Here is a 25416-nt window from a genome sequence, read left to right as displayed (position 1 = left end):
AACCCCTGTCCGCACCCCGCCAGATCAACCATCCGATGTGGCCCAGACCGAAGCGTCACCGCCGTCCGTCCAGTGACGCGCTATCTACGGAGTGTCACCGCAGTCCGCAAGAGCCAAATACATGAATTGCATATGACCCAGCGGCAATGCCGGTCCGGACACGTTCGGACCCGAGGCGCTGTCAGGTGAGGTGATAGTTGCGCGGCAGGATCGGCGGGGGCGCCGGCCGGCCCAGATGCGAGGCGAGGCTGATCTCGGCGGCGCGGCAGATCGCGTCGAGGGGCAGCGCGTTCACGTGGTCCCCGAAAGGTTGGCTGAGCTCCTCGGACACTTCGGCCAGCCCGAGGAAGACATAGGCGGCCACCCCCACGAAGAGCGGAGTGAGCCAGCCCGCCGGCCCGATCAGCGCCAGGGGCAGCAGAAGGCAGTAGAGATAAGTCGTCCGATAGATCAGCAACGAATAGACATAGGGCAGCGGTGTTCCGGCGATCCTCTCGCATCCGGCCTGCTGAAGCGCCATGCTCGACAACCGTGCGCTCAGCGTCCGCGCCCCGAAGCCGTCGATCCGGCCCCGCTCCAGCGCCGCGGCGATCAGGCGACCTAGCCGGTCCAGCGCCGCATCCGGCGGGTTGGCGACGTCGAGCAGGTCGTTGGCCTGCGCCCGGACCTCGGGGTCGTGCTCCTGCCGCCGCAGGCTCCCCTTGAGCAGGTGCAGGAAGACCAGCGCTACTTCCAGCATCTCGCGGCGCGGCGCCTCGTCGCGAACGAAGATCTCCGCCTCGCGCGCGAGGTTGCGCAGATCGGACAGAAGCCCGCCCCAGAGCCGCCGCGCTTCCCACCAGCGGTCGTAGGCGGCATTATTGCGAAAGCCGAGGAACAGCGACAACGCAATTCCGAAGACGGTGAATGGGGCCGCCTCCACCTCGGGCAGCGGGTGGAAGCGCTGCTCGATCCAGACGGCAGCCGCGGCGATCGCCATGAGGGAGAGGAGCGGCGCCGCGATGTGCGTGAGCACCGATCCTCGCAGCGCAAAGGCCAGTTCCCAGATCCGCGGCTTGTTGCGAACGATCATGGCCCCGGTCCCCGCGCGCGCCGACGGATCACGCCACCCCCCTACCCCGTAGCCAGTCCTCGACGATCCGGCGGTGGCGCGCCCCGTCATAGCTCGGGAAGTGGCCGCCATGGACGACGCGCACCGGCAAATCGAGCAGCCGCCGCATCGAGGCCACGTAGTCGGTCGCGTCAGCGTGGTAGGTGTCCTCGATCAGCGGCCCGTCATAGACGATGTCGCCCGAGAACAGCGTTCCCGTTGCCGCCTCCCACAGCGCGATGCCACCCGGTGAATGCCCCGGCGTGTGGATCACCTCCAGCCGCCGGTCGCCCAGGTCCAAGGTGTCGCCATGGTCCAAGAGCTGCGTCGCCGGCGCGGCCTTCACCTGATAGAGCGCCGAAGAATAGGGCTCTGGCGGGAGCCGGTCGAAGATTTCGTCGGTCACGTAGGGATCTGCGAGCGTCGCGACCCGCGTGGGCTCGGCCAGGATCTTGGCTTCGTGCGCGTGGACGGCGCGATTCTCGAACTCGTGATGCGCGCCCATGTGGTCGAAATGCGTGTGGCTGGCCACAGCCAGCAGTGGCTTCTCCGTCACCAGCGGCACCCATTCGCGCAGCGGCACCACGCCCATGCCGCTGTCGACCAAGAGGTCGCGGTCGCGTCCTCGAATGTGCCACATGTTGCAGCGATAGAACTCCTTGATCCAAGGCTCCGAGATCAGAGTAATTCCGTCGTCCTTGCGCTCCAGCGCATACCACTCCTCTGGCCGGGCGCGGATCACGGCGACCCCTCCGGAAAAATGGACAGTTCCTGCGAGTCGACCGAGAGACGCACCACGGGCTCCGGCGCTTGGGCGGGCGGGAAATGAGCGACGAGTCGCAGGTCGGGTGCGCGCTCGGGCACCAGATGGGCCCGGAAATGCGTGCCGAAGAAGGCCGTGTCCTCTACCTGCGCGGGTCCGAGATCCCAGTCGCCGGCCCCGTCCCACAGTGCCTCGGGCCGCAGGCACACAGTCAGCCGGGGCGCGCTCCCCGGCACGGCGACAGGCAGCACGCCCAGTCGCGTCTCGATCCCATTGGGGCCGCGTCGGGCCGGGATGCGGTTCATCTCGCCCATGAAACCGGCAGTGAAGAGGCTGGCCGGACGACGGTAAACCCGGTCGGGCGGGCCCTGGTCCTCGATCCTCCCGGCGTTCATCACCACGATCCGGTCGGCGATGGCCATGGCCTCCTCTTGGTCGTGTGTGACGTGAACGAAGGTCGTTCCCACCCGCCGCTGGATCGCTTTGAGCTCGTCCTGCATCACGCGGCGCAGCTTCAGGTCCAGCGCCCCCAGCGGCTCGTCGAGGAGCAGCACATCGGGCTCCACCGCCAGGGCGCGCGCGAGCGCCACGCGCTGCCGCTGTCCGCCCGACACCTCGTGCGGTCGCTTGCCCCCGGCCCTCTCCAGCCCCACGAGCGCGAGCTGCCGCTCGGCCATCTGGTGCCGAGTCGCCTTGGCGACCCCGGCCATGCGCAACCCGAAGCCCACGTTGTCCCGCAGGGTCATGTGCGGGAACAGCGCGTAGTCCTGGAACACCGTTGTGGTCGGCCGCTTCGCAGGCGGCAAGGCGGTCACGTCTCTCCCGTCGATCAGCACCCGCCCCTCGTCGGGTCGCAGGAAGCCGCCCAGGATCGACAGCAGCGTGGTCTTGCCGCAGCCCGAGGGACCCAGCAGCACGACATATTCCCCCGCCGCGATCTCCAGCCCGATGTCGCGCAGCACCCGCTGCGGCCCGAAGCTGTGGCCCACGCGATCCAGCGCGACCGGCGCGGTCATGCCCGCCGCCTCGCCAGCACGAGGATCTCCAGCGCGACCACGACAGCAACGGAGGCAAGGAAGACGAGGCTTCCGATGGCGTTGAGGCGCGGCGAAAGGCCGGACCGCAGGAGGTTCCAGATTTCCACAGGCAGGGTCACGTCGAAGCGGGTGAGAAGGAAACCGATGATGAACTCGTCCCAGGACAGCGTCACAGACAGGAAGAAGGCCGCAAGCAGCGCCGGTCGCAGCATCGGTACGGTCACGAGCCAAAGGACCTGCGCCTGGTTCGCGCCCAGGTCGCGGGCCGCGCGCTCGGCGTTCCGCTGCTGGTCGCCCATGGCGGAATAAAGGATGGCAAAGCAGAGCGGCAGGTTGATGACCACGTGCCCGATCCCGGCTGTCCAGAGCGACAGTCCGATGCCCAGCCGGTTGAGCCCGATCAGCAGCCCTAGGCCCACAATCAGCGTGCTGACCGCGAGCGGCAGGACCAGCAGTGCCCGTACCAGCGCCGCCCCCGGCAGCACGTGACGGGCAAGCCCGTAGGCCGCGAGAAACCCCAGCGCGCAGGCCAGAGCCGAGGAGCCAACGGCAACCAGGGCCGAGTTCCCCAACGCTGCCATCAGGTCGCGGTCGCCCAAGACATCGGCGTACCATCGGAAGGAGACTCCTTGGAACGGCGGCACCGGCAACCGCCCGTCCTGGAGCGAGAACAGCACAAGCACCGCCACGGGCAGAAGGATGAAGCCATAGGCCGTCAGCAGATACAGCCATCCGAGCCAGCGCATCATGTGCGGTCGAGCCTCAGCCAGCGCGACGACAGGAGATAGGCCACCGTCACCAGCCCCATCAGCACTACCGACAGAGCCGAGGCCAGTGGAAAGTCCGCCCGACGCCCGAGCTGCACCATGATGACCTGTGGCAGCGCCAACTCGTTGTTGCCGCCCAGGATCTGCGGCGTAATATAGTCGCCGATGCACAGGACGAAGGACAGGAACGCTCCCGTCACGATTCCGGGCAGGGTGAGCGGCAGGATCACGTGGCGGAAGGTCTGCCAGCCGCTCGCGCCCAGATCCTGCGCCGCCCGCGCGTAATTGCGGGGAAGCTGCACGAGGTTCGCGTAGATCGTCAGCGTCAGCAGCATCGTGAAGAAGTGGACGAAACCCGTCACCGTGGCGAAACGGGTATTCGCCAGCGTCAGCGGCTCTGTGACCAGACCCAGCCCCATGAGCGCCTTGTTCACGACGCCCTGCTTGGACAGCACGAGAAGCCAAGCGTAGGACCGAACCACGTAGGAGGTCCAGAACGGCAGCAGCGCGAGCAGGAGCGCGAGCCTCTGCCAGCGCGGGGGCACCTGGAAGGCCAGGATCGCCGCCAGTGGATAGGCCAGCAGCACCGAAACCGCCGTGACCGTCAGCGTGATCTCCAGCGAGACCCGCACCGCCTGCCCGATAGCGGGCTCGGCCAGCTTGGCATAGTTGCCCCAGTCGAGACCCCAGACCAGCTCGCGCCCGTCGAGCCGCGCGAAGCTCATGGCCGCCATCACACCCAAGGGCACGAGGAAGAAGGCCACCGTCCAGAGCAGGGCCGGGGCCACGAAGCCCCAGCCCCTTGCGCCCTCGCTCATCGCTGGAGCATCTCGAGCCACAGGTCCTGCATCTGCGTGTCCAGATCGGCGTCCGGCGCCGGATAGAGCTGGGCGCGCGATAGGTATTGCTCCTGCTCGTCCCAGCGAAGGACGGCCTTCTGCTCGTCGGTCAGGTGTTCGCCTGCCATCCGGTTCGCCGGCATCCCCCAGTAGCAGGAGGAGGTCGCCAGTCTCGCCTGCCCTTCGGGGCTGACGATGTACTTCACGAACTCCAGCGCAAGATCCTTGTTCTGGCTCCCCTCCAGAACGCCGATGCTCTGCGCCCAGAGCACCGCGCCCTGGTCGGGGATCGTCCAGGTCATCTCCGGCTGCTCGGCGGCCAGAACCGCCGTCAGGAACTCGCCCCCGCCGATGACGATGTCGACCTCGCCCGTGGCCAGAGCCGTCTGGCTCGCCACCACCTCGCCCACCGTGGCGGCCCGCTCCTTCATGGCAAAGAGCATCTCGCGCAGCGCCGGCAGGTCGTCCGCAGCCAGATCGGCCGTCTGCATCCCCAGGCTCACCGCCGCGAGCCCCATGACCGGCAGGTAATAATCGTAGATGGCGATCCGGCCCGCGTATTCGTCGGTCAGGATCGTGCCGAGGCTCTGCATGTCCTCGGCATCCACCTCGGCCGAGTTGAAGGAAATCGTGTTGTAGCCGAACTTCTCGGTCACGGCGTAGACCTTGCCGTCGCGCGTGGTGCTCGCCTCCATCAGCACCTGCGGGAAGAAATCCGCGGTGGGCAACTGGTCGACGGGCAGCTCGGCCATGAGCCCCGCCTCCACCACGCGCGGAACGTCGATGGCGTCGATCACCAGCACGTCCCAGTCGCCCGGCTGCGACTGTTCCAGCGTCGCCAGCGCCGCCCCCGAACCTTCGTACTCCCGCAGGTTGACCCGGACACCATGGGCCTGCTCGAAAGGCTCGACCAATGCGGGGTCCGCGTGGTCGCACCAGACGAGCGCATTGAGCTCCTGCGCGAGCGCCGCCCCGGGCAACGCCGCCACTGCGGCGGCGGACAGGCAGGCACGGCTCCAAGGCGTCATCGTCGATCTCCCCTTATGGTCCCGCACGGCAGCGGTCACTCGTCTGACCGCGATGGTTGAGATGGCTCAGATTTGAAGTCAATTCCAAAAGGCTCGCTTGTGGAGGAGGCATCCTGTCGGCGGCCCTGACACAAGCCCTCCGCGACGGCTTCCATGCGGTCCGCAAGGACGAGGTGGCCGAGGGCGCCGCCGTGTCGCTCGCGACGATCCACAATGACGTCGGCACCAAGGGCGACCTGCTGATGACCGCCGTCGCTTTGGAAGAGGAGGCCCGCGCCGCGGGCTGTGCGATCGTCGTTGATCCTATGCGCGACCCCGCGACCACCCTCCATTCGCTCACCTGCAGATACTGTGACCACTGGCTCGGGTACCGGGCCAAGGAAATGCGGCGGTCGGCTGCGGCGCTCTTCGTCGCGAGATTCCATCCCATCGACGGAGGCCGATGGGCCGAGATCGACGCGCGCCTCTCCCATCAGGTGGCCCGGCTTGTGGCTCGGGGTTTCGGGTAGGCGGCGTCGCGGGACCTGCGGCACCCTGTCAGCTTTGCTGACCTATCCAGACGAAGCTATGGGACGGCCTTTGACGCAAGGACAAGCTGCCCTCATGCCTCTCCGCCTGCATAACCCGACCAACGACTCCCATATCGAGGATCTGGAGGCCCGCCTGGCCGACCACCTGCGCCGCACACCGATCAACCCGTGGAACCCCGGCTGCCGGTCGGCGCAGGTCCGTGCCCTGACCGATGTCGTGAGGGCCATGGATCGCGGCTTCGTCTCGCCCGAGCTCGCCGCCCGCCTTTATGCCGATGTCCGAATCGATGGGTTCTGCTTTGATCGCTGGCTGGACGAGATGCGGGACGAGGGCGTCTATGTGGACGTCACGCAGCGTCTGGCGGCCTAATACGTCGTCCCGGACAAGCCACGACGGGCCTTCGTGCAACGCTCGGGGCACGTCCTGACGCGCCGGCATGACTCCTAGGGCCGTCCTCGGCAGGATGGTGACAGATCGGTCATCGCCGCCAGAGCACGGAGTCCCCATGCAGCCAGACGCCCTCGACCTTTTCGGGACCCCGGAACCCCCGGCCGAGCGTCGCCGTCTCTCCGCAGGCCCTCTGTCGGCGGTGCTGGAGGCCGGGCAGCTCCGCGACCTGCGCTGGCATGGGACCGAAGTCCTGCGCGGGATCGCCTACCTTCTGCGCGACGCGTCCTGGGGCACGCTGCCCGTGGCCCTCTCCGATTTACGCCTGCACGAGGACGCCGACGGCTTCAGCGTACATTATGTCGCGCAAGCCGATTCTCCCGCCGGCCGTCTCTCCTACCGCGCCCGGATCGAGGGCCGTGCCGATGGCACGCTGGCCTTCGAGGCGACCGCCACGGCCGGTACGGACTTCCTGACCAACCGCACGGGCTTCGTGGTCCTGCATGGCGACGACGTGGCGGGACAGCCCCTGCGCGTGGGCCACGGCGACGGCGGGTCAGAGGAGACCACATTCCCCCGGCGGATCAGCCCGGACCAGCCGGCCATCGACATCGTGTCGCTCGCGCACGAGCCCGCGCCTGGCGTCACCGCCGAAGTCCGCTTCGACGGCGGCATCTGGGAGATGGAGGACCAGCGCAACTGGTCCGACGCCTCCTTCAAGACCTATGTCCGTCCTTTGGCTTGGCCACGCCCCTACATGATCCCGGCGGGGACGGAGGAGGTCCAGCGGGTGACGCTGCGCCTGACGGGCCGACCCTCCGCGACCGCCGCCGCCTCCGCCACGGTTCCAGCCGGGCGCACCACGGTGCCGCCCCTGCACCTCCGGTTAGCCGAGGACCGCCCCATCCCCGATCGCCTGCCTCGGCCCGGCCTGGCGCGCGGGCTTATCCTGCGGATGCGGGTGGACCGGCCGGACGCAGCGCGGCTGGCCGCCGCCGCCGCGCTGGCCGGGCGCGAGGGCATGTCGCTCGCCGTCGAGGCGATCTTTCCGCAGAGGCACCCCGAAACCGAGGCGGCGGCGTGTCTCACAGCGATGGAGGGCCACCCCGTCACCGAACTGCTCGTCGCCGCCGCGCGGGATCTCGTGACCCACCCCTCGGGCACCCTCCCCGAGGATGAGGTGCCTCTCGATCCGACGCTGGCTGCGCTGCGGCGGGGCTTCGGGGGGCGGATCGGGGCGGGCGTCCCCGCCTTCTTCCCCGAGTTCAACCGCAACCCGCCGCCTCCGGCCGATTTCGCCTTTTTCGGGGTCACGCCTCTTGTCCATGCCGCCGACGATGTCTCGGTCATGGAAACGCTGCGCGTCCTGCCCGCGATCATGGACAGCGCCGCCGCGCTGGTGCCGGGGGTCGGCCTCTGGCCGGGCCCGCTCGCACTCGCGCCGACGGTCAACCCCTACGGCCCCGGCCTGACCCCGACGGATGGGACGACCCGCACCTGCCTCGCCGAGCGCGACCCACGCCACCGCGCCCTTTTTGGCGCCGCGCATCTTGTCGGCGCGCTGGCGGGCACCCTGCCCTGGGCCGAGGCCTTGGCACCGCTCCACGCGACCGGCCCCACTGGCCTGTGCGACGAAGATGGAGCCCCCCTGCCGCTGGCCTTCATACAGGCCGAGGTGGCGGCCGCCGAGGGGGCCCGGCTTCGCCCCGCACCCACTGAGCCGGGGCTGGCCGGCCTCGCTTGGGAGCGGGACGGAACGCACACGGTGCTTCTGGCGAATACCAGCGCCGAGCCCGTGGAGATCGCCCGACCCGAAGGGATAGCCACCGCCGCCCGGCTGGCGCCCGGCCCTAGGGGGTGGGAGCCCTTTAACCTCCCCGCCTCCGGCCTCTTGGTCCCCGCCTATGCCACGCTTCGCCTGACCGGAGACGCGCAGCCGGCCTGACGATCCGGCTCAGCCCCCCTTGGCGACCGCCCAGACGTCCAGCGACCGGCGGATCGCCTCGCGGATCGTCGGCAGCGGCAGCGGCTCGGCCATCCGCACCGGATCGCCTCGGCCCGGACGGTGCAGCCGCAGCGGCAGCTCGACCGCGACCGGCAGGCCCGGCGCGAGCCGACCCATGGCCCCGGCCACCGCGCGCCAATCCACCATTCCCTCACCAAGTGGCACGAAGCGCCAGTCGGGCCCGTCCTCGGCGAAGTCCTTGAGATGGGCGTGAACCGCGGCGGGCAGCGCGGCCGAAAGGCCGGGCTCCAGCCCTCCGGCATAGGTGCAGAGATTGCCCACGTCGACGTTCAGCCGCAGCCGATCCGAGCCCAGCGCCGCGACCAGCGCCGCCCCTTGCTCGCCCAGCCCGATCAGGTCGTCGCGTCCATGCCCTGGATTCTCCAGCGCCAGCACGATCCCGGCGACCTCCAGCCGCGGCACCGCCCCGGCCAGCCGATCGAGGATCACCCCGCGCGCCACCGCCGGCCCCGCGTTGGTGATGAGGATGCGCGCCCCGAGCCCCGCCGCGAAGTCGATGCGCCGGGCGAGCATCGCCGCCGCATCCCCGTCCGACAGGTCCATGTGCGCCGACACCGCCCGGACGCCCAGCCCGCGATCACGCAGCGCCCGGCCCAGCCGCTCGGCGGCGGACTCCGAAAAGGAGTCCTCGTCGAAGGCGGTGTAGCCCCGGATATAGGCGGGCTCGACGGCGGCCACGCCAAGTTCGGCCAGTTCATCGAGCGCCACCTCCATCGAGTGGCCGTCGAAGGCGGCGGTCGAGACGGCCGGCGTCACCCCCGGGCGATCAGCTCGGAGGCTTCCTTGACCTTGGCCGGGCTCAGCGCCACGCGCCAGTCGTCCCGCAGCACCACGCCCTTGGCAAAGCGCATGAGCCGCAGCGCCGCATCCGAGGGCACCTTGGGCGAATAGCCGAACCACATGGAGGTCTCGACGTTGATGTGGCCGATCAGGAAGTCGAAGGCCGCCTCGCGCGGGATGCCGTACTTCTCGACGCATTCGTCCATGGCCTCGACCATGGTGTCGATGAAGGCCATGGCGACCATCTCCGACAGGCCTGGCTCCAGGATGGCGAGCTGCTCCAGCGTCACGCGGTGGGTGCGCAGGATGGGCGACCACATCGCCTCGCAGATGGCGCGGCCCACGTCGTAGTGTTCCTCCGGGCCCTGCATGAGCGCGCAGACGATGGCCTGCGGCGCCACGCCCCCGTGCACGTCAGCCCGCTGGTCAGGGTCGGTGATGTGGTGGGCATAGAGCGGCGGGTGGCAGGGATGCCCCACGAAGTAGGTGATGTCCGCCCGCTCGGGCAGCACGCCCGCGTAGGGCGCGGCCGCGTCGAGGATGATGACCACCGTGCCTTGGTCGAGCTGCGGTACGATCTCTCGCGCCACTTGCGCGATGGCCGAGTCCGGGATCGCCAGCACCACCGCCTCGGCGCCCTTCAGCGCCGCGTCGCGGTCCATCGCCTCGATCCCGGCGCCGCGCAGCCGCTCGATCCCGGCCTCGCCGATCTCCACCGCGCGCAGGTCGTAGCCCGCGTCGCGGATCTTGCGGGTCACGCGGAACCCCATCTTCCCGCCCGCGCCCAGAACGGCCACCGTCTTCGTCATGCTGTCCTCCCTCATGGCCGTCGCGCCACAACTCGTCATACCAGTAGAAGCGGCAGGGTCGCTGGTCAATCCCGCGCCGCAGGCCTGGCTCGCTGGTATCATGAGTGGCTCGCTTTCAGCGCGACCTTGGGCTAGGGTCCGCGCATGGAGACGAGCATGACCCCGGACGCCGAGCCCATCCGCCGCCGCAAGCTCTCCGACGAGGTGCGCGAGCGCCTCCTCGCCCAGATCAACGAAGGTGACCTGCGACCCGGCGATCCCCTTCCGTCCGAGCGCGAGCTGATGGCCCGCTACGGCGTGGGCCGCCCGGCGATCCGCGAGGCGATGCAGCAGCTCGCCTCCCTGGGCCTGATCGTGGTGCGCCACGGTGACCGCCCGCGCCTCGCCGCGCCCCGGCTCGACCTTCTGGCCGAGCAGCTCGCCCTGACCATGCGCCACGTGCTCACGCACGACGACACGATCCTCGCGCAACTCAAGGAGGCGAGGATCGTCATCGAAACCGGAACGGCGCGCCTCGCGGCCCAGATGAGGACTTCCGCCGATCTCGAACACCTTCGCGACCTCCTTGCACGCCAGCTTCTCGCGCGGCACGACCCGGCGGAGTTCATGCGCCGCGACGGCGACTTCCATGCGGCCTTGGCCGGGATCAGCGGCAACGTCGTGCTGTCCTCGGTCGTGCGGGCGGTCTTCGACTGGATGGCACGCTTCCACAGCCGCGCGGTTCACAGCTCGGGCCTCGAACGCCTCACCCTTGACGAGCACGAGGCCATCGTCGCGGCCGTGGCCGCGGGCGATCCTGAGCGCGCGGCCCGCGCCATGCAGGACCACCTGACGCGGGCCAACGCCCTCTATCGGCAGGCCAGCGTAGCGGACAACTAGCACGCTCATCATACCAGTTGCTTTGCCGGGCGACCGGCTCCATCATCGCGACGACTCAGGGAGGGATGCGTTGACCGAGGGTGCAAGCGCGGCGGGCCCGTTCACGGGCTGCCTGATCGGGGCGGGCTTCTTTGCCCGGAACCACATGCAGGCCTGGCGCGACCTCGGGCCCGAGGGGGTGCGGATCGCGGGCGTCTGCGACCTCGACGAGGGCCGCGCCCGCACCATGGCCGAGGAGTTCGGCGCCCGGGCCTTCACCGATCCCGCCGCGATGCTCGCGGCGCTGCGACCCGACTTCGTCGACATCGCCACGACGCCTCCCTCGCACCGAGCGCTCGTCGAACTCTGCGCTCCGCAGGTCCGGCTGGTGATCTGCCAGAAGCCCATCGCCGACACGCCGAACGACGCCCGCGCCATGGTGGACGCATGCGATCGCGCGGGCGCAGCCTTCGTCATCCACGAGAACTTCCGCTGGCAGCGCCCCTTCGTGCGGATGCAGGAACTTCTCCTCGCGGGCGCCATCGGCATGCCGCGCTTCCTGCGCCTCAACTTCCGCCACGGCTGGGACGTCTACGCCGGCCAGCCCTATCTCGCCACCGTTCCGCGCCTCGCGATCATGGACATCGGCGTCCACCTTTTCGACCTCGTCCGCCTCTTCCTCGGCGAGGCCCGTGCCATCACCTGCGAGACCCAGAAGCGCAACCCGCGCGTGGAAGGCGAGGATGCCTTCACCGCTCTCACCGCCCATGACGGCGCGGTGGGCGTCACGGACGCGTCCTTCCATTCGACGCTCCGGCCCGAGCCCTTCCCCCAGACGCTCGCCGTGCTGGAGGGCGACCGGGGCACGCTGGAGTTGCGGGAAGGCTACCGCCTCGTGATCCACGACGAGACCGGCCGGCGCGAGGAGGACGTGGAGCCTCCCGTGCCCGCCTGGGGCGAGAAGCCCTGGCACGTCGTGCAGGACTCGGTCCTGGCCTTCCAGCGGCACGTCGTTGCGGTCCTTCGGGGACAGGCCACGCCGCAACCTTCGGGCGCCGACAACCTGCGGACGCTGGCGCTCTGCCTCGCCGCCTACCGATCCGCCGAGATCGGCGCCCGCGTGAGCCCATGACCGACCGCATCGAAGCCGACTACCTGATCGAGACCGCCGAGGACCCGTCGAAGGCCGCCCAGGTCATGGCCGGGGAGCAGTCCTCGGGCACCTTCGTCTCCGTCCCCGGCGAGGACGCGCCCGGCGTCCGCGTCGCCCGCGCTCGCGTCGAGCGCTTGGAGGTGGTGGGCGAAGCCGAGCGCCCCTCGCTGCCGGGCGCCACACCGGGTCGGCCCGTTCTGGCGCGCGCAACCCTTTCCTGGCCGCTGTCGAACATGGGCCCGTCGCTGCCCAACCTGCAGGCCACGGTGGCGGGCAACCTTTTCGAACTGCGCGCCTTCTCCGGCCTCAAGCTCCTCGATCTCCGCCTTCCCCGTGCCTTCGCCGACAGGAACCCCGGCCCGCGCTGGGGAATCAAGGGCACCCGCCGCCTGACCGGGGTCGCCGCCGGCCCGCTGATCGGCACGATCATCAAGCCGTCCGTGGGCCTTTCGCCCGAGGAGACCGCTGACCTCGTGCGCACGCTGGTCGAGGCCGGGATCGACTTCATCAAGGACGACGAGCTTCAGGCCGACGGCCCCCACTGCCCCTTCCCCGACCGCGTCCGCGCCGTGATGCGGGTGATCCGCGACCACGCCGACCGCACGGGCAAGAAGGTGATGTTCGCCTTCAACCTGACCGGCGAGGTCGACGAGATGCGCGCCCGCCACGACCTCGTGCTGGCCGAGGGCGGCACAGCGGTCATGGCATCGATGCACTCCGTGGGGCTCACGGGGATGCTGGCGCTCGCCCGGCACACGCAACTGCCAATCCACGCCCACCGCAACGGCTGGGGCTCGGTTGGGCGGCACCCGAACCACGGGATCTCCTACGTCGCTTGGTCCAAGCTCTGGCGGCTCGCCGGCGCGGACCACCTCCATGTCAACGGCCTCGCCAACAAGTTCTGCGAGGACGACGAGAGCGTGATAGCCTCGGCGCGATCCCTTCTCACGCCGCTCTGGGAAGACGCACCGATGGTGACGATGCCCGTCTTCTCCTCCGGCCAGACGATCCGGCAGGCGGCGGGCACCTGGGCGGCGCTGGGCACCGACGACCTGATCCACGCGGCCGGAGGCGGCATCCTCGCCCATCCCCAAGGCCCGAAAGCCGGGGTCGAGAGCCTGCGCGAGGCTTGGGCCGCCGCCAAGGCGGGCGAGGATATTGCAAACCACGCCGCGCACAGCCCGGCGCTTGCCGGCGCGCTGGAGGCCTACAGGTGAGCCTCCCGACCGGCCCGCTGGTCGCCTGGCTGGGCGACGACTTCACCGGCGGCGCGGCCGTGGCCGAGACGCTGGCCTTCGCGGGCCTTCCGGCCGTGATGTTCCTGGAGCCGCCCACGCCCGCGATGCTGGCGCGCTTCGCGGGCCTTCGCGCCATCGGCATCGCCAGCACCGCGCGGGCCGAAAGCCCCGACTGGATGGACCGGCACCTGCCCGACCTCTACGCCGCCCTCGTTGCCACCGGCGCCCCGGTCATCCACTACAAGGCCTGCTCCACCATGGACAGCGCGCCGCACGTGGGCTCGCTCGGCCGCGCGCTGGAACACGGGCTCGCGTCCACCGGAGAGACCTGCGCGCCGATCCTTTTCGCCTCGCCCGAGATGGGCCGCTACCAGGCCTTCGGGCAACTGTTCGCAGCCGGGCCCGGCGGCATCCATCGCATCGACCGGCACCCCGTCATGGCGCGCCATCCCGTGACGCCGATGAGCGAGGCCGACATCGCCCGCCACCTGGGCGCCCAGACCAGTCTGCCGCTCGCCGCGCTGATGCGTCCCGACCTGGGCGTCGAGAGCTTCGACCGGCTCGCGGCCGGGGGCGCCCGCGGCGTCGCCGTCGACTGCACCGGCCCCGACGACCTCGCCCTCGTGGGGCGCATCATCTGGAGCCGCCGCTTCAGCCTGGGCTCCCAAGGCATCGAATCCGCTCTGATCGCCCACTTCCGCGCCCAGGGCTCGCTTCCCGAGGAGCCGCCGCGCCCCCTGCCCTCGCCCGTGAACCGCATCGCCGTCGTGTCGGGCTCCGCCTCCGTCGTCACCGCCCGCCAGATCGCCTGGGCCGAGGAGCGAGGATGGCCCGTGATCCGGCTCGACACGCCCGCGCTGTTCGGCCCGGACGGCCCAGCCGCTATCGCCTCCGCTACGGATGTCGCGCTCGCCGCGCTGGACCGGGGCCGAAATCCCATCGTCGCCGCCCTGCGTGGTCCCGACGACCCCGCGCTGGCCGCCACCCGCGCCGCTATCGCCGCCACTGGCCTTTCGCCCGCGCAGGGCGAGGCCCGCATCGGCGAGGCGCTGGGCACCATCCTGTCCGCGCTCATGGACACGTGCCTGTCCCGCGCGCTCGTCGCGGGCGGCGACACCTCGGGCCGCGTGACCCGCGCGCTGGGGGTCCTCGCGCTCGAACCCCTCGCCTGGATCGCCCACGGCGCCTCGCTGATGCGGGGCACCCGCGCCAAAGACAGCATCGAGATCATTCTCAAGGGCGGCCAGATGGGCCCCGAGGACCTGTTTGCCCGCGCCCTCGGCGCGCGGCCCGACACCGGGAAAGAGGGCGAAGCCCTGTCCCGTTCCTTCGCCACCAACCTCCAGGGAGGAGACAAAGACCATGAGGAGCACGTTCCTTAGCGCGCTGGGCGCGACCGCCTTCGCCACTCTCCTGGGCACCGGAGCCCAGGCCGCCACCATCTGCTTCGCCTTCCAGGACCTGGAGACCGAGTTCTGGGTCGCCGGCCACAAGGCCATTACCACCACCCTCACCGAGGCCGGCCACACCGTCATCGAGCGCAACGCCAACGAGGACGCCAACCGGCAACTGGAGCAGGTCAACGACTGCATCGCGCAGGGGGTGGATGGGATCATCATCATCCCGCAGGACGGCGAGAGCGCCGTGACCATCGTCCAGACGGCGCAGGACAACGACGTGCCCATCGCCGTCTTCAACCGGCCGCCCTCGGACCTGTCCAAGGGCATCGTCGTGGTGGCCGACAACGCCACCATCGCCGAGCAGGCGGTCGACTTCGTCGCGCAGGAGGCGATGGCGAGGATCACCGACCGTCCGATCCAGCCGCTCATCATCGTGGGCGACCTGGGCGACCCCAACGCGGTCGGCCGCAAGGACGGCTTCTACGCCGCCCTCCAGAAGTACGGCGACAAGTTCGCGACTCCCATCGAGGTCGCCTCGGAGTGGGACGCCGCGACCGCGCTCGCCAACCTCGAGGCCGCCGTCACCGCCAACCCGAACATCGACCTGATCTTCACCTCGTCGGACTTCCTCTTCCCCACCATCCGCTCGGTGCTGGAGCCCCGCGGCAAGTGGGTCCCCCGCGACCAGGAGGGCCATGTCCTGATGGCGGGCCTCGACGGCGATGCCACCGCCTGCCAGCTCATCAAGGACGGCTTCGTGGACGCGACCGGCGTACAGGACCTGTACTTCGAGGCCGAAAGCGCCATGAACGCCATCCTGGCCGCCATCGAGGCGGGCGAAACCCAGCCCAATCAGGTGATCGAGGACCCGGGCTTCGCCCTGACCTCGGCCAACCTCGGGGAGCGCGAGATGGACATGTGGGGCTGCGTGCTCCTGTCCGAGGGCTTCCTGAACAACTGAAGCGAAGCCGGGGGCGAGATCGCCCCCGGCCACCTGCCCGGAGGGCTCCTCGTGACGGCCATGCTCACCCAGCCTGTTCCCGCGACCCCGGCGGCGCGTCCCCTGCGACGGACGCTCGCCCGCGCGCTGCTGTCGGACTGGTTCGTCCTCTGGCTCACGCTCGCCTATTTCCTCATCCTCCTGCCCGTCCTGCCGACGCTCGGGACGCCCGCCAACCTCGCGAACCTCCTGTCGAACGCCTGGCCGCTGCTCGTCGTCGCCCTCGGCCAGACCTTCGTCATGACGATCGGCGGCATCGACCTGAGCCAGGGCGCCGTCATCGGCCTCACCTCCACGCTGGGCGCCGCCCTCATCGCCACCGCAGGTCCGCCCGAGGTCCTGTCCAAGGCCCCCATCTGGGGCCTCCTGATCTTCGAGGATGGAGGGGTGCTCGCCGGGCAGCTCTGGCTGGGCCTCCTCGCCATGCTGCTCGCCGGGGCGCTTGTGGGCCTCGTGAACGGCACGCTGGTCGCCTGGCTCGACATGCCCGCCTTCATGGTGACGCTCGTGTCGCTCATCACCGTCGGCGCCTTCGCCATCTGGCTCACGCAATCGGAGAACATCCGCAACCTGCCCGACTCCTACGTCGCGCTCGGCAAGGGCGAGATCGTGTCCGTCTACATCGGCCCCAAGGAGGAGCCGCAGATCCCCCGGCGACAGGTGCACGAACTCGTCACCTATGCCGCGCTCGTCGCCGTCACGCTCGCCGTCGCGCTTCACCTCCTCCTGGAGCGCACCGCCTTCGGCCGGCAGGTGCTCGCGGTGGGCGCCAACCGCCGCGCGGCCGAGATCGCGGGCGTGCCCGTGCGACGCATCATCGTCCTCGTCTTCGTCCTTTCCTCCCTCTGTGCCACCGTGGGCGCGGTGCTCTACTCCGCGCGGCTGGAGGCCGGCCGCCCCACGCTGGGCGAAGGCACCTTCCTCCTCGACGTGATCGGCGCGACGGTGATCGGCGGCACGTCGCTCTTCGGCGGCAAGGGCAAGGTGCTCTGGACCGTCTTCGGCGTCCTGTTTTTTGTGCTCCTCTCGAACTCGCTCAACCTCATGAACCTCTCGACCTTCCACATCGACATGGTGAAGGGCGGCGTGATCCTCGCGGCCGCGCTCCTCGACGTGGCGCGCACCCGGCTCCTGCGGGGGATGGCATGACAGCGCTCCTCCGCTTCGAAGGCCTGGGCAAGGACTGGTTCGGCGTGCCCGCCGTCCGCGACCTGTCGCTCGACATCCCCGAGGGGCGGGTCCTGGGTCTGATCGGCGAAAACGGCGCCGGCAAGTCGACGCTGATGAACATGATCGGCGGCATCACCGCGCCCACGCACGGCCGGATGCTCTGGCGCGGGCAGCCTTACGCGCCCGCCTCGGCCGCCGACGCCCGCGCCGCCGGCATCGCCTTCATCCATCAGGAGCTGAACCTCTTCACCAATCTCACGGTGGCCGAGAACCTGTTCATCGACGGCTTCCCCCGCCGTCCCGGACTCCTGCGCCCCTTCATCGACCGTCGCGCCATGCGCGACCGCGCGGCCGAGGTCCTGGCCCGCCTCGCCCTCGACCTGCCACCCGAACGGACGCTCGACTCGCTTTCCCCCGGCGAGCGCCAACTCGTGGAGATCGCCCGCGCGCTCCATCACGACGCCGCGCTCATCATCTTCGACGAGCCCACGACCTCCCTCACCCCGCGCGAGACCGACCGGCTGTTCCAGGCCATCGAGGGGCTGCGCGCCGCCGGCAAGACGGTCATCTACATCTCCCACATCCTCGCCGACGTGCAGCGCCTCTCGGACGGCATCGCCGTGCTTCGCGACGGCCGCCTCGTGGGCGAAGGACCGGTGGCCGATTTCGACATCCCCCGAATGATCCGCACCATGATCGGCCGCGACCTCGCCGCGGTCTACCCGTCCCGCACCGCTCCCCCGCGCGGCCGCCCCGTTCTGGAGGTTCAGGGCCTCTCCGCCCCCGGCGTGATCGAGGACGTGTCGCTGACCGTGCGCGAGGGCGAGATCCTGGGCCTCTTCGGCCTGATGGGCTCGGGCCGCAGCGAACTCGCGCGCATCCTGATGGGCCTCGACCCCGCCATGCGGGGCGACGCGCGGCTCCTCGGCCATCCCCTGAGGGGCGGCCCGCGCGACCGCATCCGCCAGGGCCTCGCCTTCGTGACCGAGAACCGGCGCGAGGAAGGGTTGATGATGGACGCGAGCATCCGCGACAACCTCACCCTTCCCGCCATTGAACGCCTGCGCGGCCCCTTGGGCCTCGACGCCGACCGCATCGCCGACACCGCCCAGGCGCTGCGAGAGACGGTGCGCCTCAAGGCTCAGGACCTCGCCCGGCAGCCGGTCCGGTCGCTCTCGGGCGGCAACCAGCAGAAGGTGGTGATCGGCAAGTGGCTCCCGACCGAGCCAAGGCTGTTCATCCTCGACGAGCCCACGCGCGGCGTCGACGTGGGCGCCCGATCCGAGATCTACGGCCTCATGGATCGCCTCGCCGCCGAAGGCGCGGGCCTTCTGGTCATCTCATCCGAACTGGACGAGCTCATGGGCCTTTGCGACCGCATCTCCGTCATGAGCCGGGGCGAAGTCGTCGCCACCTTCGACCGCGCCCGGTTCGACGAGCGCCGGATCATCGCTAGCGCCTTCCGGCAGGCCGAAGGAGATGCCGCATGACCTCGACTCAAGGCGCTCTCGACGTCGCGACGCGCATGGGGGCGGTGCTGATGCTGGTGGCCATCGTTCTGGTCTTCGGTGTCCTGACACCCGGCTTCCTCGCCCCCGATAGCCTCGCCAACACCGTCAAGCAGTCGAGCTTCATCGGCATCGCGGCCGTGGGCATGGTCTTCGTGCTGCTGACGGCCGGGATCGACCTGTCGGTGGGCTCGGTGATGTTTCTGGGCTCGCTGGTGGCCGGCCTCGTGATGCGCGACGCGGGCGCGGGGGTGGGACTCGCCCTCCTGGCCTGCCTTGCGACCGGAGCGATCCTCGGCGCGATCAACGCGGTCCTGATCGTGGGCCTGCGCGTGATCCCCTTCATCGTGACGCTCTCGACACTCTTCCTCTATCGCGGCTTCGGCACCTGGCTGACCGAGTCGCGCCAGCTCGACTTCCCGGACGAGGTCCGCAGCTTCGGTCTGGCCTCGGTCGGGGGCATCCCCGTGCCGATCCTGATCTTCGCCGCCGTCGCGCTCTTGGCCCATGTGATCCTGCGCCACACCGCCTTCGGCCGGCATGTCTACGCCTTCGGGAACGACCCCTTGGCCGCCGCCAAGGCAGGCCTGCCTGTCCGCCGCATCCAGGCCACGGTCTACGTCGTCTCCGGCACGCTCGCCGCGCTCGCCGGCTTCGTGCTCATCTCCCAGATCGGCCGGCTCGACGCGGGCTTTGGCGAGGGGCGCGAGTTCGACGTGATCGCCGCCGCCGTCCTGGGGGGCGCCTCGCTCTTCGGCGGCATCGGCGGCGCGGGCAGCGCGGTGCTGGGGGCGCTCACCATCCAGGCGGTCAAGGCCGGACTCGTCTTTTCGGGGGTGAACCTCTACCTCCAGCCGCTCCTCCAGGGCGCGGTGATCCTGCTCGCCGTCTTCCTCGACGGCCTGCGCGAGGCGCGGCTCCGGTCGCTCCGCCGCCGGGTCATCCGCCCCCGCACGGCCTGACTGGCCGGTCAGCCCATGCGGACTTGGCCGCAGATCCCTTCGGTGAGGCGCAGGCTGAAGACCGGCATCCCGTCCGGGCCGTAGTGGTGCTCCATGACCGTCGCGCCCGCCTCGACCAATCGGTGGAAGATCCGGTCGTCGCAGCGCTCGCGCAGCAGGGCCCGGAACTCGCTGTCGCTGGGCTGGACGATGGGCCGCGCCGAGCCGACGGCCTGATTCCAGACCCGGCCCGCGGCGTTGGCGCGCAGCAGCGTCAGGCCTCCGCCGAGGTCGCGAGGGGCATGCACCTCGCCGTCAAGGCGCCGCAGCGTCTCCTCGACCCCCGAACCCTGACCGCTCAGCGGCCAGACGATGGCCAGCGACACTAGCAGCGCCGCGCCCCAGCCGAACGTGGCCCGCAGCCCGGGGCTTCGCAGGGAAGCCGCTCCTTCCTTCCTCGCCAAGACGGCCGCCTCCCTTCCAGCAAGCGACCGCGTCCAAGTCGAGGCCGCCTATACGCCCCATTTCTGCCATTATCTGTCCATACTGTCGACATGTTCGAACGGCGCTCGGAGTCTGGCCCGACGCCCGGCTCGTTCCCTCGCCGGGGCCCGCCCTGCGGCGAGATGGCCTAGGCGCGGGGCGAAACTGGGCCGCCCCTTCGGACGTTGCGAAACGACCCCGACTCCCTGCCGGCAGGGCGGCGACGCGTCCCGCCCGACGGCCCGAGCCCCGAGGACGTTCGATGCCCATCCCCAGCCCGACCGGACAACCCGCGCCGCGCCGCCCGTCCCCGCGCCCCGCCGACGTCTTCCTTCTCGCCGGAGCGATCACTCTCCTGGCCGGTTCGGCGAATGCCCACGTCAAATGGTTCGCGCCCTACATCGTGGGCGCCTCGCCGCAGCCCATCGGCCTGACCCTGACCGATCCCTGGTTCTGGGCCGCCATCGGCCTCGTGCTCGTCTTCTTCCTCGCCACACGCGCCTTGGAGCGGACGCAGGCCGGCGAGACGCTCCTGCTGGGCATGGACCGCCTGTCCCGCCCGATCTGGCCCCGCGCCGACGACTTCTTCCGGGTGGCCATCGGAACCTTCTTCGTGGCGATCTTCGCGGTGGGCGGCGTCTATCTCACGCCCGACCTCGCCACCCCGGCCGAATGGGTCTCCTGGTTCCAGCTCCTCATCGCCGCCGGGGTCTTCTGGCGCCGGACCATGCCGCTGTCGGCGCTGGGCATTCTCATCCTTTGGGTGATCGCGCTGCGCGACTACGACTTCTTTCACCTGCTCGACTATCTCGCGCTCGGCATCGGCGTCGCGGGGTACATGGCTCTCTATGCGTCCCGCAATCCCGACTGGCACCGCCACCGCTTCGAGGTCCTGCGCTGGGGCGTGGCCATCGCGCTCATGTGGTCGAGCCTCGAGAAGTTCGCCTATCCCGAATGGTTCTATCCCCTCGTCGAGGAGAAGCCCTTCCTCACCTTCGGCCTGCCGCGTGACGTGTTCATTCCCATGGCCGGCGTGGCCGAGTTCACCATGGGCTTCGGCCTCCTCTGGACGCCCCTCGTCCGCCGGCTCTCCTCCATCGCGCTCCTCGTGATCTTCCTGTCGGCGGTCTGGCCCTTCGGGCGCGTGGACATGCTGGGCCACGCGCTCATCATGGCCACCATCCTCGTCATCGCCGCCGACCCCGAGCGCGAGGTCCACTTCATCCCCCGCATCCGGGGGGCGCTGGCCGGCGTCCCGCTCGGCCTCGCCACCGCCCTCGTGGTCTTCGTCACCGCCTACTGGGGCACGCACCGGACGATCTACGGGCCGGACGGCGCGCCCGGCCCGGCCACCGCAGACCTGGCGACCCACTCCCACAACCCCGAGGAACCGCATGGTCCCATGGCCGCCGGGGGCATCGGCGCCCCCCGCGCCAACGGTCCCATCCTGTCGGACGACGGCGCCGCCGCCGCAGCCGACACGGTGCTGACGCCGACCACCGCGACGCCCTGAGTCTCAGCCCTGCCCCGCCGCGACGGCCCCCGCGCGGGGCCGCTCCCCGCAGGGCGGCGCGACCGACCCCCGAAGTACCAGCGGGCAGTCGATTTTGACCTGCGGATGGCGCGACCGCGAATCCGGCCGCGTCATCATCCGGTGCAGCTCCTCGACCGCGTGCCGGGCCATGTCGGCGTGCGGCAGCTCCATGGTCGTCAGCGCCGGACGCAGGTCGGCCGCGAAGCTCTCGTTGTCGAAGCCGATCACCGACAGGTCCTCGGGGATGCGCAGGCCCATCCCACGCGCGGCGTCGTAGACCCCCGCCGCCGTCCGGTCGCAAAAGCAGAAGGCAGCGGTCGGCGGATCGGCCAGCCCCATGATCCGCCGCAGCGCCGCGTAGCCCCCCGACATCCGCCATCCCTCCTTCGCCACGAGCTGGGGGTCCGCCGGCAGGTCCCGCATGGCGAGAGCCCGGCGATAGCCCTTCAGCCGCTCGCGCGCGGACTCCAGGCTGTCCTCGCCCCCGATGAAGGCGATGCGCCGGTGCCCCGCATCCGCCAGCGCCAGCGTCGCGGTCAGGCCCGCCGCCAGATCCCCCGGCACGACACTGGGGAACGGGCTGCGGGGCGCGTGGCAGTTCAGGAGCACCGTGGGCCAGTCCGCCAGCCGCTCGGGCGGCGCGACCTCCTGCGTCACGAGCCGCGCGTAGATGACCCCCCGCACGCCCACGGCCCGGAGATGGTCGAGTGCAGCCGCCTCCAGTCCCGGGTCCCCCGCCGTGGGCATCACCATCATCAGGAGCCCCGCCTCGTTCGCCGCCTCGGACAGGCCCTCGATCAGCCCCGCGACGTGGGGCGTGGACGTGACCTCGTTGATGAGCATGGCCACGAGCGGCCGGCGCTCCACCGCCCGCGCGCCCCGGTGATAGCCCAGCTCGCGCGCCTTGGCGATCACCGCCGCCCGCGTCGCCGCCGAGATGCGGGTGCCGGGCGCGTCGTTCAGGACCAGCGACACGGTGGCCTGCGACACGCCGCAGGCCAGGGCGATGTCGCTCATGGTGGGCTTGCTGGACACCTTCCGCCTCCTAGCTGCTGGGCGGGAGGCTTACACCACCCAGCCCAGCGGACAACAGATCGCCCTTGATCGTCCCACCGGCTTTAGTCATAAACAAGCAAAATTATAACTTGGCTTTATCAGGGCCCAGAGGGAGGAGATGGCATGGCGGATGTCGCCTTGCGCGGGGTGTCCAAGTCCTACGGCAACGTGGACGTGATCCACGACGTGTCGCTCGACGTGGAGCAGGGCGAGTTCGTGGTCTTCGTGGGGCCCTCGGGCTGCGGCAAGTCCACGCTTCTGCGGATGATCGCAGGGCTCGAGGAGGTGACCCAGGGCGACGTCCTGATCGGGGGCGCCCGCGTCAACGACACGGCGGCCCGCGACCGCGGCGTGGCGATGGTGTTTCAGAACTACGCGCTCTATCCGCACATGTCGGTGCGAGAGAACATGGCCTTCGGCCTGCGCAACATCGGCACCCCACGCACCGAGATCGACAGCCGCATCGCCAAGGCGGCCGAGATCCTCCAGCTCGACAGCTATCTCGACCGCAAGCCGCGCGCCATGTCCGGCGGCCAGCGCCAGCGCGTCGCCATCGGCCGTGCCATCGTGCGCGAACCCGATGTCTTCCTCTTCGACGAGCCGCTCTCGAACCTCGACGCCGCCCTGCGCGTCCAGATGCGGACCGAGATCGCGCGCATCCACCACCGGCTCGGCGCCACGATGATTTACGTGACCCACGACCAGACCGAGGCCATGACCATGGCCGACCGCATCGTGGTCCTGCGCGCGGGCGTCATCGAGCAGGTGGGCGCCCCCCTCGACCTCTACGAGCGGCCCGCCAACCTGTTCGTCGCGGGCTTCCTAGGAAGCCCCAAGATGAACTTTCTGCCCGGCCGGATCACCGCCGCCCAGGGGCCCGAGGTGCAGGTCGAGGTCGCGGGCGGCGTCCGCCTCCCGGCCCGGGTCCGTCCCGGCTCAGCCGCGGCGGGCGACACCGTCACCCTGGGCCTGCGCCCCGAGATGCTGCAGGTCCACCCGGACGGCCCCCTGCGCGGCCATGTGGACGTGGTCGAGCAACTCGGCCACGTCCAGCTCGTCTATGCGACGCTTCCCGACCGGACCGCCATCGTGGCCGAGCTGCGCGACCGCCGCCCGCCCGCCGTGGGCACCGACATCCCCCTGGCGCCCGGCCCAGGCCTCCGCCACGTCTTCGACGCCCAGGGCCTCGCCATCACCCTCCCCGAGGAGGTCCCGGCATGACCGCCTCGCCCCAGGCCCGCAGCGTCCCCTTGGCCGAGCCACGCACCCGGGCTCCGCGCCACCGCGTTCGCCGGCGCGACTGGCTGACGGCGCTCCTCTTCCTCGCGCCCTTCATGGCCGTCTACCTGGTCCTGCTCGTCTACCCGCTGTTCCTGGGCATCTGGATCAGCTTTCGCGACTGGGACCTGATGGGCGGCGACTACGGCTGGGTCGGCACGCTCAACTACCAGGACCTCTGGACCGACCGGAACTTCTGGGCGGCCGCCCGCAACACGCTCTGGTTCGTCGCCCTGACCGTCCCGTCGATGACGCTCATCGCCCTCCTCCTCGCGCTGGCCGTGCACGGGCCGGGGCGCATCCGGGCGATCTGCCGGTCGGTGTTCTTCCTGTCCTCGGTCTTCTCGGTGACCGTGGTCACGCTAGTCTGGGCGATGGTCCTCTCGCCGGACCGGGGCCTGATCGCGCCCGTGGTCCAGTTCCTCGGCGGCACCCCCGTGAACTTCCTGGGCAGCCCCACCTGGGCCATGCCCGCCATCGTCGTCACCACCCTCTGGTGGGGCGTGGGCCTTCCCATGGCGCTCTTCCTCGCCGCCCTCGGCTCCATCCCCAAGGAGCTCTACGAGGCCGCCGAGCTCGACCATGCCTCGCGCTGGTCGGTGTTCTGGCGGATCACGCTGCCTTCGATCCGGCACACGCTGATCCTCGTCGTCGTGCTCCAGATCGTCGGGCAGTTCCAGATCTTCGGCCAGCCTTTCCTGATGACGCAGGGCGGCCCCGCCAACTCCACCCGCACCCTGGTCCAGTACATCTACGAGACCTCGTTCCGCGACTGGCTCGTGGGCTACGGCGCGGCCATGGCGATGGTGCTCTTCGTGCTGATGATGCTCTTCTCGATGCTCCAGCTCTGGCTGGGCCGCCAGGGGGACGACCGATGACCGCCGCGCGCTCGGGCTGGGCCCTCTGGGGCGACCGCCTCCTCCTCGCCGTCACCGTCCTCGTGGCGATCCTGTGGCTCCTGCCGGTGATCTGGGTCGTGGCGATGTCGCTCAAGCCCAATGCGGTGCTCCAGCAGTCCACCTGGGGCTTCATCCCCATGCCGTTCACGCTCGAGAACTACGCCAACCTCCTCCAGCTCGCGACCGTGCCGCGGTGGCTCGTCAACAGCCTGATCGTGGCCGTCGGCATGACGCTCCTGGTGCTGGTGGTGTCCTCCCTCGCGGGCTACGCCTTCGCCCGCCTCCAATTCCCGTTCAAGCGCGCGATCTTCGTGTTGATGATCGCGGGCCTCATGATCCCCGAGCAGGCGGTCTTCCTGCCGCTCCACCAGATGTTCGCGTCCTGGGGCATCCACAACACCCACGCCGCGCTGATGATGCCGCGCGTCGCCGTCCCCATCGGCGTCTTCCTGATGATGCAGTTCTTCCGCGCCGTCCCGCGCGAGCTGGAGGAGGCGGCCGAGCTCGACCACGCCTCGCGCTTCACGATCTTCTGGCGGATCATGCTGCCGCTCTCGGTCCCGGCGCTGACCACGCTCGGCCTCTTCACCTTCATTCACGCCTGGAACGACTTCCTGTGGCCGCTCGTCTCGGCGACCGACGCCGACATGTACACCGTCACGGTGGGCCTCGCCTCGATCCAGGGCAACTTCGCCTTCACCGAGGGGCTGGGCTCGGTCATGGCCTCGGCGGTCTTCGCCAGCCTGCCCATCGTGCTCCTGTTCCTGATCTTCCAGCGCTTCATCGTGGCGGGCGTCGCCATGAGCGCCGGCAAGTGACCGACCGCCCCCGTCACGGGGGC

At 70.1% G+C, this 25416-nt stretch carries 25 protein-coding genes; 15 read left to right on the top strand and 10 right to left on the bottom strand.

Annotation, left to right across the window (positions count from 1 at the left end; translation table 11 throughout):
• Positions 1-181: 181 nt before the first annotated feature.
• Genes FHG71_RS18155 through FHG71_RS18130 form a run of 6 tightly spaced genes read right to left on the bottom strand, consistent with a single transcriptional unit; the run spans position 182 to position 5524 of the window.
• Positions 182-1072 carry a bestrophin family protein gene (locus FHG71_RS18155; RefSeq protein WP_139083115.1) on the bottom strand — a complete coding sequence of 297 codons (891 nt, stop codon included), beginning with the start codon at positions 1070-1072 and terminating at the stop codon, positions 182-184.
• Positions 1073-1100: 28 nt separating this feature from the next.
• Positions 1101-1832 carry an MBL fold metallo-hydrolase gene (locus tag FHG71_RS18150; protein WP_139083114.1) on the bottom strand — a complete coding sequence of 244 codons (732 nt, stop codon included), beginning with the start codon at positions 1830-1832 and terminating at the stop codon, positions 1101-1103.
• Positions 1829-2869 carry an ABC transporter ATP-binding protein gene (locus FHG71_RS18145; protein WP_139083113.1) on the bottom strand — a complete coding sequence of 347 codons (1041 nt, stop codon included), beginning with the start codon at positions 2867-2869 and terminating at the stop codon, positions 1829-1831. The genes FHG71_RS18150 and FHG71_RS18145 overlap by 4 nt, the downstream gene beginning before the upstream one ends.
• Positions 2866-3639 carry an ABC transporter permease gene (locus FHG71_RS18140; protein WP_139083112.1) on the bottom strand — a complete coding sequence of 258 codons (774 nt, stop codon included), beginning with the start codon at positions 3637-3639 and terminating at the stop codon, positions 2866-2868. The genes FHG71_RS18145 and FHG71_RS18140 overlap by 4 nt, the downstream gene beginning before the upstream one ends.
• Positions 3636-4475, bottom strand: a complete 840-nt coding sequence (locus FHG71_RS18135; RefSeq protein ID WP_139083111.1) for an ABC transporter permease — start codon at positions 4473-4475, stop codon at positions 3636-3638. Before FHG71_RS18135 ends, FHG71_RS18140 begins: the two co-directional genes overlap by 4 nt.
• Complete coding sequence (locus tag FHG71_RS18130) at positions 4472-5524, bottom strand: ABC transporter substrate-binding protein (protein ID WP_139083110.1); 1053 nt, start codon at positions 5522-5524, stop codon at positions 4472-4474. The genes FHG71_RS18135 and FHG71_RS18130 overlap by 4 nt, the downstream gene beginning before the upstream one ends.
• A 173-nt stretch (positions 5525-5697) precedes the next feature.
• Here FHG71_RS18130 and FHG71_RS18125 point away from each other — a divergent pair, with 173 nt between their 5' ends.
• The 3 genes from FHG71_RS18125 to FHG71_RS18115 all read left to right on the top strand — a co-directional run bounded on the left by FHG71_RS18125 (position 5698) and on the right by FHG71_RS18115 (position 8387).
• Positions 5698-6033 (top strand): hypothetical protein, encoded by a 336-nt coding sequence (locus FHG71_RS18125; protein WP_139083109.1) that lies wholly within the window; start codon positions 5698-5700, stop codon positions 6031-6033.
• A 94-nt stretch (positions 6034-6127) separates the two neighbouring features.
• Entirely contained in the window at positions 6128-6424 is a 297-nt protein-coding gene (locus FHG71_RS18120; RefSeq protein WP_139083108.1) for a hypothetical protein, read from the top strand.
• A gap of 136 nt (positions 6425-6560) precedes the next feature.
• Complete coding sequence (locus tag FHG71_RS18115) at positions 6561-8387, top strand: D-apionate lactonase family protein (RefSeq protein WP_139083107.1); 1827 nt, start codon at positions 6561-6563, stop codon at positions 8385-8387.
• 9 nt (positions 8388-8396) lie between these two features.
• On the opposite strand, the gene FHG71_RS18110 is transcribed toward FHG71_RS18115, so the two are convergent.
• Both FHG71_RS18110 and FHG71_RS18105 read right to left on the bottom strand, forming a co-directional pair.
• A complete protein-coding gene (locus FHG71_RS18110; protein WP_218014143.1) occupies positions 8397-9224 on the bottom strand; it encodes a sugar phosphate isomerase/epimerase family protein in 828 nt (275 codons plus the stop codon).
• Positions 9221-10057, bottom strand: coding sequence for a phosphogluconate dehydrogenase C-terminal domain-containing protein (locus FHG71_RS18105; protein WP_139083106.1), 837 nt, complete (start codon positions 10055-10057; stop codon positions 9221-9223). The genes FHG71_RS18110 and FHG71_RS18105 overlap by 4 nt, the downstream gene beginning before the upstream one ends.
• 156 nt (positions 10058-10213) lie before the next feature.
• Here FHG71_RS18105 and nanR point away from each other — a divergent pair, with 156 nt between their 5' ends.
• The 8 genes from nanR (at position 10214) to FHG71_RS18065 (ending at position 19346) form a co-directional block, all read left to right on the top strand.
• Positions 10214-10936, top strand: a complete 723-nt coding sequence (gene nanR / locus FHG71_RS18100; RefSeq protein ID WP_176559492.1) for a transcriptional regulator NanR — start codon at positions 10214-10216, stop codon at positions 10934-10936.
• Between the two features lie 70 nt (positions 10937-11006).
• Complete coding sequence (locus FHG71_RS18095) at positions 11007-12047, top strand: Gfo/Idh/MocA family protein (RefSeq protein WP_246045506.1); 1041 nt, start codon at positions 11007-11009, stop codon at positions 12045-12047.
• Complete coding sequence (locus tag FHG71_RS18090; RefSeq protein WP_139083104.1) at positions 12044-13285, top strand: ribulose-bisphosphate carboxylase large subunit family protein; 1242 nt, start codon at positions 12044-12046, stop codon at positions 13283-13285. The genes FHG71_RS18095 and FHG71_RS18090 overlap by 4 nt, the downstream gene beginning before the upstream one ends.
• Entirely contained in the window at positions 13282-14688 is a 1407-nt protein-coding gene (locus tag FHG71_RS18085; protein ID WP_139083103.1) for a four-carbon acid sugar kinase family protein, read from the top strand. The genes FHG71_RS18090 and FHG71_RS18085 overlap by 4 nt, the downstream gene beginning before the upstream one ends.
• Positions 14669-15667, top strand: a complete 999-nt coding sequence (locus FHG71_RS18080) for a sugar ABC transporter substrate-binding protein (RefSeq protein ID WP_139083102.1) — start codon at positions 14669-14671, stop codon at positions 15665-15667. Before FHG71_RS18085 ends, FHG71_RS18080 begins: the two co-directional genes overlap by 20 nt.
• Before the next feature lie 60 nt (positions 15668-15727).
• On the top strand, positions 15728-16855 hold the full coding sequence (locus tag FHG71_RS18075) for an ABC transporter permease (protein WP_246045507.1): 1128 nt from the start codon (positions 15728-15730) through the stop codon (positions 16853-16855).
• Positions 16852-18366 (top strand): sugar ABC transporter ATP-binding protein, encoded by a 1515-nt coding sequence (locus tag FHG71_RS18070; protein ID WP_139083100.1) that lies wholly within the window; start codon positions 16852-16854, stop codon positions 18364-18366. The genes FHG71_RS18075 and FHG71_RS18070 overlap by 4 nt, the downstream gene beginning before the upstream one ends.
• The gene (locus FHG71_RS18065; RefSeq protein WP_139083099.1) at positions 18363-19346 is read left to right on the top strand and encodes an ABC transporter permease; all 984 of its coding nucleotides are present in this window, start codon (positions 18363-18365) and stop codon (positions 19344-19346) included. Before FHG71_RS18070 ends, FHG71_RS18065 begins: the two co-directional genes overlap by 4 nt.
• An 8-nt stretch (positions 19347-19354) precedes the next feature.
• Here the strand turns inward: FHG71_RS18065 and FHG71_RS18060 are convergent, their stop codons facing one another.
• The gene (locus tag FHG71_RS18060; RefSeq protein WP_139083098.1) at positions 19355-19789 is read right to left on the bottom strand and encodes a hypothetical protein; all 435 of its coding nucleotides are present in this window, start codon (positions 19787-19789) and stop codon (positions 19355-19357) included.
• Between the two features lie 281 nt (positions 19790-20070).
• Between FHG71_RS18060 and FHG71_RS18055 the strand changes: the two genes are divergently transcribed.
• Positions 20071-21321, top strand: a complete 1251-nt coding sequence (locus FHG71_RS18055; protein WP_246045505.1) for a DUF305 domain-containing protein — start codon at positions 20071-20073, stop codon at positions 21319-21321.
• A 3-nt stretch (positions 21322-21324) separates the two neighbouring features.
• Here the strand turns inward: FHG71_RS18055 and FHG71_RS18050 are convergent, their stop codons facing one another.
• The gene (locus tag FHG71_RS18050; RefSeq protein WP_139083097.1) at positions 21325-22377 is read right to left on the bottom strand and encodes a LacI family DNA-binding transcriptional regulator; all 1053 of its coding nucleotides are present in this window, start codon (positions 22375-22377) and stop codon (positions 21325-21327) included.
• A gap of 144 nt (positions 22378-22521) precedes the next feature.
• On the opposite strand from FHG71_RS18050, the gene FHG71_RS18045 reads away from it, so the two are divergent.
• Genes FHG71_RS18045 through FHG71_RS18035 form a run of 3 tightly spaced genes read left to right on the top strand, consistent with a single transcriptional unit; the run spans position 22522 to position 25393 of the window.
• The gene (locus FHG71_RS18045; RefSeq protein ID WP_139083096.1) at positions 22522-23619 is read left to right on the top strand and encodes an ABC transporter ATP-binding protein; all 1098 of its coding nucleotides are present in this window, start codon (positions 22522-22524) and stop codon (positions 23617-23619) included.
• Positions 23616-24554, top strand: coding sequence for a carbohydrate ABC transporter permease (locus FHG71_RS18040; RefSeq protein ID WP_139083095.1), 939 nt, complete (start codon positions 23616-23618; stop codon positions 24552-24554). Before FHG71_RS18045 ends, FHG71_RS18040 begins: the two co-directional genes overlap by 4 nt.
• Positions 24551-25393 carry a carbohydrate ABC transporter permease gene (locus FHG71_RS18035; RefSeq protein WP_139083094.1) on the top strand — a complete coding sequence of 281 codons (843 nt, stop codon included), beginning with the start codon at positions 24551-24553 and terminating at the stop codon, positions 25391-25393. The genes FHG71_RS18040 and FHG71_RS18035 overlap by 4 nt, the downstream gene beginning before the upstream one ends.
• Positions 25394-25416: the final 23 nt, after the last annotated feature.

Source organism: Rubellimicrobium roseum (assembly GCF_006152145.1).
Classification (GTDB): Bacteria; Pseudomonadota; Alphaproteobacteria; order Rhodobacterales; family Rhodobacteraceae; genus Rubellimicrobium; species Rubellimicrobium roseum.
Note: the sequence above shows the minus strand (reverse complement) of the source record. Positions and strands in the feature narration are given on the sequence as shown.